5 protein-coding genes, 3 tRNA genes and 1 riboswitch are annotated in these 7,005 nt (G+C 58.6%); of the genes, 7 read left to right on the forward strand and 1 reads right to left on the reverse strand.

Going from position 1 to position 7,005, the window contains the following annotated elements; genetic code table 11:
• Positions 1-67 precede the first annotated feature (67 nt).
• On the reverse strand, positions 68-577 hold the full coding sequence (locus ACQRBV_RS14480) for a 6,7-dimethyl-8-ribityllumazine synthase (RefSeq protein ID WP_104994607.1): 510 nt from the start codon (positions 575-577) through the stop codon (positions 68-70).
• 112 nt (positions 578-689) lie between these two features.
• A riboswitch (FMN riboswitch) is annotated at positions 690-859 on the reverse strand.
• Positions 860-1,047: 188 nt separating this feature from the next.
• Between ACQRBV_RS14480 and ltaE the strand changes: the two genes are divergently transcribed.
• From ltaE to ACQRBV_RS14515, 7 genes are all read left to right on the forward strand, one after another.
• Entirely contained in the window at positions 1,048-2,052 is a 1,005-nt protein-coding gene (gene ltaE / locus ACQRBV_RS14485; protein WP_060757329.1) for a low-specificity L-threonine aldolase, read from the forward strand.
• 146 nt (positions 2,053-2,198) lie between these two features.
• Positions 2,199-4,817, forward strand: a complete 2,619-nt coding sequence (gene alaS, locus ACQRBV_RS14490; protein WP_411985874.1) for an alanine--tRNA ligase — start codon at positions 2,199-2,201, stop codon at positions 4,815-4,817.
• A 97-nt stretch (positions 4,818-4,914) separates the two neighbouring features.
• Complete coding sequence (locus ACQRBV_RS14495; RefSeq protein WP_060757331.1) at positions 4,915-6,156, forward strand: aspartate kinase; 1,242 nt, start codon at positions 4,915-4,917, stop codon at positions 6,154-6,156.
• A 174-nt stretch (positions 6,157-6,330) separates the two neighbouring features.
• Positions 6,331-6,519 carry a carbon storage regulator CsrA gene (csrA, locus tag ACQRBV_RS14500; RefSeq protein WP_003175645.1) on the forward strand — a complete coding sequence of 63 codons (189 nt, stop codon included), beginning with the start codon at positions 6,331-6,333 and terminating at the stop codon, positions 6,517-6,519.
• Positions 6,520-6,581: 62 nt separating this feature from the next.
• Positions 6,582-6,672: transfer RNA gene (locus ACQRBV_RS14505), tRNA-Ser, on the forward strand.
• A gap of 108 nt (positions 6,673-6,780) precedes the next feature.
• Positions 6,781-6,857: transfer RNA gene (locus ACQRBV_RS14510), tRNA-Arg, on the forward strand.
• Positions 6,858-6,929: 72 nt separating this feature from the next.
• Positions 6,930-7,003, forward strand: a tRNA-Arg gene (locus ACQRBV_RS14515).
• Positions 7,004-7,005 lie beyond the last annotated feature (2 nt).

Here is a 7,005-nt window from a genome sequence, read left to right on the forward strand (position 1 = left end):
ACTCATCTGTAGTTGAGACACCGCCATCGGGAGCAAGCCCCCTCCCACATTGTTTTTGTGGTGTTGTTTAGACTGCTAAGGCACGTGGTTCGCTGCGACGGATCGCACGCACCTTGTGCAGGGTATCGGCGCAAGTGCGCGCAGCTTCCTGGCCTTTATGCACAAAGTGATCATGGAAGAATGCATGATGCTCGCTGCCGGCGTGGAAGTGGTGCGGGGTCAGGGAAACCGAGAATACCGGCACTTCTGTTTCCAGCTGCACCTGCATCAGGCCGCTGACCACGGATTGGGCGACGAATTCGTGACGGTAGATGCCACCGTCCACCACCAGCGCGGCAGCCACGATACCGGCATAACGGCCGGTCTTGGCCAGCAGCTTGGCGTGCAGGGGCATTTCAAACGCGCCGCCGACTTCGAAGAAGTCGATATCCGATTCCTGGTAGCCCTGGGCGATGATTTCGGCAAGGAAACCTTTACGGCTCTGGTCGACAATATCCTTATGCCAGCAGGCTTGGATAAACGCGATACGCTCGCCGTGATGGTTTTTGCTTTTGCTGTCGATTGCGGTGGGTTGCATGTTCTGACTCCTGTTTAAGAAAAAAACAGGGCGTTATGAATCGAATGGGATTTAAGGGTGCGCAACGCCGGTCATGCACGCATGAGGTCAGCGAACGGCCCTTAGGTGCCAATCCCGTTCTCTCTTCATCCGGACTATGACCGTCGGCCCCGGGATCACACCGGGTCTGCTGACCTTGTCGCCGTCCTGCGTGAGCAGTTCAAGGCGCCAAGCGCTCGCGGGCTATGCACATTGCGTGCAATTACCGCCGGTGGGGAATTACACCCCGCCCTGAGAACGTTGCCGCCAGAACCCTGGCGGCGGAGAGTTTTTAACACGGTTTTTCAAAAACTGCACGGCCGCTGTATCGATAAGCTATATCGGTTTGTTTGGTTGGTATTCATTTGAATACACGTAGGGCTTGATATCTCGCGGCTTTGCCCGCAGTAATCTCCTTCTAAGGGGCTTACCCACTCACAGAGGCCAGTTTCATGTCAGTGATCGACCTGCGCAGCGACACCGTGACCCAACCCACCCCCGGCATGCGGGACGCGATGGCCAGTGCGGTCAGTGGTGATGACGTCTACGGTGAAGACCCGAGCGTCAACCACCTTGAAGCTGAGCTGGCCAGGCGCCTGGGCTTTGCGGCGGCGCTGTTCGTGCCCACGGGCACCATGAGCAACCTGCTGGCGTTGATGGCTCACTGTGAGCGCGGCGAGGAATATATCGTCGGCCAACAGGCCCACACCTACAAATACGAAGGGGGTGGTGCGGCCGTATTGGGCTCGATCCAACCGCAGCCGCTGGAGGCGCAGGCGGACGGCTCCCTGGACCTGGACCAGGTGTCGGCGGCGATCAAGCCCGACGATTTCCACTTCGCCCGCACCCGCTTGCTGGCGCTGGAAAACACCATGCAGGGCAAGGTTCTACCGCTGGAGTACTTGGCGAAGGCCCGCGCGTTGACCCGTGAGCGTGGCTTGGCCCTGCATCTGGACGGTGCGCGGCTCTACAACGCGGCGGTCAAGCTCGGTGTGGAGGCGCGGGAAATTGCCCAGTATTTCGACTCGGTCTCGGTGTGCTTGTCCAAGGGGCTGGGCGCGCCAATTGGTTCGGTGTTGTGCGGCTCTACGGCGTTGATCGCCAAGGCGCGTCGCTTGCGCAAGATGGTCGGCGGCGGCATGCGTCAGGCGGGTTCGCTGGCGGCGGCAGGGCTGTATGCCCTGGATCATCAGGTGGCGCGCCTGGCCGACGACCATGCCAATGCCCAGTGGCTGGGCGATGAATTGCGCAAAGCCGGTTATGAAGTGGAGCCGGTGCAGACCAATATGGTCTACGTGCAGATCGGTGGGCAGGCTCAGGCCCTGAGGGCGTTTGCCGCCGAGCGGGGGATCAAGTTGGTCGCCGCGCCGCGTCTGCGCATGGTCACGCATATGGATGTCAGCCGGGCGCAGATCGAGCAAGTCGTGCAGGCATTCGTCGAGTTTTCCCGAAAATGACAGTGCTGACCGTCTAATTGAATGCTTCTATCGCATAAACACGCTGTACCACCGGCAAAGGGCCGATATAATGCGGCCCTTTGCCGTCGCTCCGTCTGATGATGTTGCGCACTGGCCTTTGGCCGCAGACTCCGTGGAAGAACCTAATGAAAAGCGCAGAAATCCGTGAAGCCTTCCTTCGCTTCTTCGAAGAGCAAGGTCACACCCGTGTAGCCTCCAGCTCCTTGATCCCTGGCAATGACCCGACCCTGCTGTTCACTAACGCGGGGATGAACCAGTTCAAGGACTGCTTCCTGGGCCAGGAGAAGCGCGCTTATACCCGCGCTACCAGCAGCCAGAAATGCGTACGCGCCGGCGGTAAGAACAGTGACCTGGAAAACGTCGGTTACACCGCTCGCCACCACACGTTCTTCGAAATGTTGGGCAACTTCAGCTTCGGCGACTATTTCAAGAAAGATGCGATCACGTTCGCCTGGACCTTCCTGACCGGTGTGTTGAAGCTGCCCAAGGAAAAGCTCTGGGTCACCGTCTACGCGACAGACGACGAAGCCTATGACATCTGGACCAAGGACGTCGGTGTGCCGGTCGAGCGCATGATTCGCATCGGCGACAACAAGGGCGCGCCTTACGCGTCCGATAACTTCTGGACCATGGGCGATACTGGCCCGTGCGGTCCTTGCACCGAGATTTTCTATGACCACGGTGCCGACATCTGGGGTGGCCCACCGGGCTCGCCGGAAGAAGATGGCGACCGTTACATCGAGATCTGGAACAACGTGTTCATGCAGTTCAACCGCACCGCCGATGGCGTGTTGCATCCGCTGCCGGCACCGTCGGTGGATACCGGCATGGGCCTGGAGCGGATCAGTGCGGTGATGCAGCACGTTCACTCCAACTATGAAATCGACTTGTTCGCCAACCTGCTGAGCGCATCGGCTGCGGCGATTGGCTGCGCCAATGAAAACCAGTCGTCGCTCAAGGTCGTGTCGGACCACATCCGTTCCTGCGGCTTCCTGATTGCTGATGGCGTGCTGCCGTCGAACGAAGGCCGTGGCTACGTGCTGCGCCGTATCATCCGTCGCGCCTGCCGTCACGGTAACAAGCTGGGCGCCACCGGCAGCTTCTTCTACAAGATCGTGGCCGCGCTGGTCGCCGAGATGGGCGACGCCTTCCCGGAGCTCAAGCAGCAGCAGGAAAACATCGAGCGCGTGCTCAAGGCTGAGGAGGAGCAGTTCTCCAAGACCCTGGAGCACGGCCTGAAGATTCTCGAGCAGGACCTGGCTGAGCTCAAAGGTACCGTGGTGCCGGGCGACGTGGTGTTCAAGTTGTACGACACCTACGGCTTCCCCATGGACCTGACCGCCGACATCGCCCGTGAGCGCGAGCTGACCATCGATGAAGCCGGTTTTGAGCGTGAGATGGAGGCCCAGCGCGTGCGTGCGCGCTCCGCCAGTTCCTTTGGCCTGGACTACAACACCCTGGTCAAGGTGGACGTGCCTACCGATTTCATCGGCTACAAGGCGACCGTGGGTTTGGCCAAGATCGTTGCCCTCTATAAGGACGGCAAGTCGGTCGACGTTTTGAATGAAGGTGACGAAGCGGTAGTGATCCTGGACCAGACCCCGTTCTATGCCGAGTCCGGTGGGCAAGTGGGTGACTGTGGTTTCCTGAGTTCGACGTCGGGTCGCTTTGAAGTGCGCGACACCACCAAGACCGGCGGTGCTTTCCTGCATCACGGTGTGCTGGTGCTGGGTAACCTGACGGTCGGTGCGCCGGTCGATACCCAGGTCGATGCCGACGTGCGGCACGCTACCGCGCTGAACCACTCGGCCACTCACTTGTTGCACGCTGCGTTGCGCCAGGTGCTCGGCGAGCACGTTCAGCAAAAAGGGTCGTTGGTCGACAGTCAGCGCCTGCGCTTCGACTTCAGCCATTTCGAGGCGATCAAGCCGGAGCAGATCAAGGCACTGGAAGATATCGTCAACGCGCAAGTGCGCAAGAACACTCCGGTCGAGACTGAAGAAACCGACATCGAGACCGCCAAGGCCAAAGGCGCCATGGCACTGTTCGGCGAGAAGTACGGCGACAGCGTGCGCGTACTGAGCATGGGCGGCGACTTCTCGGTGGAGCTGTGCGGCGGTATCCATGCCAACCGTACCGGCGACATCGGCCTGCTGAAAATCATCAGTGAAGGCGGCGTGGCGTCCGGCGTGCGGCGTATCGAGGCGGTGACCGGGGCTGCGGCCCTGGCCTACCTCAACGCGGCCGAAGAACAACTCAAGGAAGCGGCGAGCCTGGTCAAGGGCAGCCGCGACAACCTGATCGACAAACTGTCTGCGGTGCTTGAGCGCAACCGTGCGCTGGAGAAACAGCTGGAGCAGTTGCAAGCCAAGGCAGCCAGCGCGGCGGGTGACGATTTGTCTGCTCAAGCGTTGGACGTCAAGGGCGTGAAAGTGCTGGCTGCGCGCCTGGACGGCCAGGACGGCAAGGCGCTGTTGGCCTTGGTCGATCAGTTGAAGAACAAACTCGGCCACGCAGTGATCCTGCTCGGCGGTGTCCATGAGGATAAGGTCGTTCTGGTTGCCGGTGTAACCAAAGACCTGACTGGCCAACTCAAAGCCGGTGATTTGATGAAACAAGCCGCCGCGGCAGTGGGCGGGAAGGGCGGTGGTCGTCCGGACATGGCGCAAGGCGGTGGTGTAGATGCCGGCAGCCTGGACGCGGCCCTGGGCCTGACCGTACCGTTTGTCGAGGCCGGTATTTAAGGCGCTGTTAATGAGCCCATGGTCTAGTCGTGGGCTCGCTGCGGTGCTGCAAGATTTGTTTATTGGGCGCCCCTTTACGGGCTGAGGCGGCTTAGAAATGGCTTTGATCGTACAGAAATTTGGAGGCACCTCGGTCGGCTCTGTCGAAAGAATCGAGCAGGTCGCCGACAAGGTTAAGAAATTCCGCGATGCCGGGGATGACCTGGTGGTGGTGCTGTCGGCCATGAGCGGCGAGACCAATCGCCTGATCGATCTGGCCAAGGCAATCAGTGGTGATCAACAGCCGTTGCCGCGTGAGCTGGATGTGATCGTGTCGACTGGCGAGCAGGTGACCATTGCGTTGCTGGCGATGGCGCTGAACAAGCGTGGCGTGCCGGCGGTGTCCTACACTGGCAGCCAGGTGCGCATCCTGACCGATAGTGCGCATACCAAGGCGCGCATCCTGCAAATCGATGATCAGAAAATCCGTACTGATCTGAAAGCCGGGCGCGTGGTAGTTGTGGCGGGCTTTCAGGGCGTGGACGAGCACGGCAACATCACCACCTTGGGGCGTGGCGGTTCGGACACCACTGGTGTGGCCCTGGCGGCGGCCCTCAAGGCTGATGAATGCCAGATCTACACCGATGTGGATGGCGTCTACACCACTGACCCACGTGTGGTGCCGGTCGCCCAGCGCCTGGACAAGATCACCTTCGAAGAGATGCTGGAAATGGCCAGTCTCGGTTCCAAGGTGCTGCAGATCCGCGCAGTAGAGTTCGCCGGCAAGTACAACGTTCCGCTGCGCGTATTGCACAGCTTCAAAGAGGGTCCGGGCACCCTCATTACTATTGATGAAGAGGAATCCATGGAACAGCCGATCATTTCCGGTATCGCTTTCAACCGTGATGAAGCCAAGCTGACGATCCGTGGCGTACCGGATACCCCGGGCGTGGCCTTCAAGATTCTGGGCCCTATCAGCGATGCGAACGTTGAAGTCGACATGATCGTGCAGAACGTCTCGCACGATAACACCACCGATTTCACCTTCACCGTACACCGCAACGAGTACGATGCGGCGTTGAAAATCCTGCAGAACACCGCTAACGAAATTGGCGCCCGTGAAGTGATCGGCGATACCAAGATTGCCAAGGTGTCGATCGTAGGTGTGGGCATGCGTTCCCATGCCGGCGTTGCCAGCCGTATGTTCGGCGCTCTGGCCAAGGAAAGTATCAATATCCAGATGATCTCTACCTCGGAAATCAAGGTCTCGGTAGTGATCGAAGAGAAGTACCTGGAGCTGGCTGTACGCGCACTGCATACCGCTTTCGAGCTGGATGCTCCGGCCCGACAGGGCGAGTGATGTGATGCCAGGAAGGCGCGGTTTACCGCGCCTTTCATTTTTTTGTGGGGCGCATGTTCTTTTGTGTGGGCTCGACAATACTTAGGTGGTAGGGCTATGGCCTTCGGGTTGTAGGTCGAGGGCCTTTTTTTTGCAGACTGTTGTTCCTGAACTGAAATGCGTGAGGTGAAAGGTATGTTGATTCTGACTCGTCGTTGCGCAGAAAGCCTGATTATCGGTGATGGCGAAATCACCGTGACCGTGCTCGGCGTCAAAGGCAATCAAGTGCGCATCGGGGTTAATGCTCCGAAAGAGGTGGCTGTTCACCGCGAGGAAATCTACCTGCGGATCAAGAAAGAGAAGGACGAAGAACCAAGCCTTTAATTTTTATCGTTTTTTATGTTTGCAAACGGGGATGAACGTGGTTAATATACGCCCCGTGTTGCGGAGAGCTGGCCGAGTGGCCGAAGGCGCTCCCCTGCTAAGGGAGTACACCTCAAAAGGGTGTCGGGGGTTCGAATCCCCCGTTCTCCGCCATTATTTGCTTAGTACGTTGCAATCTAGTTTTTTCGGTAAGTTGTTGAAAATACTCGAAAAAATAGCTTTACATAGAGATTGAACGGCCTATAATGCGCGGCAACAAATGCACTCGTAGCTCAGCTGGATAGAGTACTCGGCTACGAACCGAGCGGTCACAGGTTCGAATCCTGTCGAGTGCACCATTTAAGAGTCAGTTGCAGCAATGCAGGTGGCTTGGCTTCAACCAGTTGTGATCTGGTCTAAAAACACAACTTGCACTCGTAGCTCAGCTGGATAGAGTACTCGGCTACGAACCGAGCGGTCACAGGTTCGAATCCTGTCGAGTGCACC

Source organism: Pseudomonas sp. R11F, assembly GCF_050312575.1.
Classification (GTDB): domain Bacteria; phylum Pseudomonadota; class Gammaproteobacteria; order Pseudomonadales; family Pseudomonadaceae; genus Aquipseudomonas; species Aquipseudomonas palleroniana.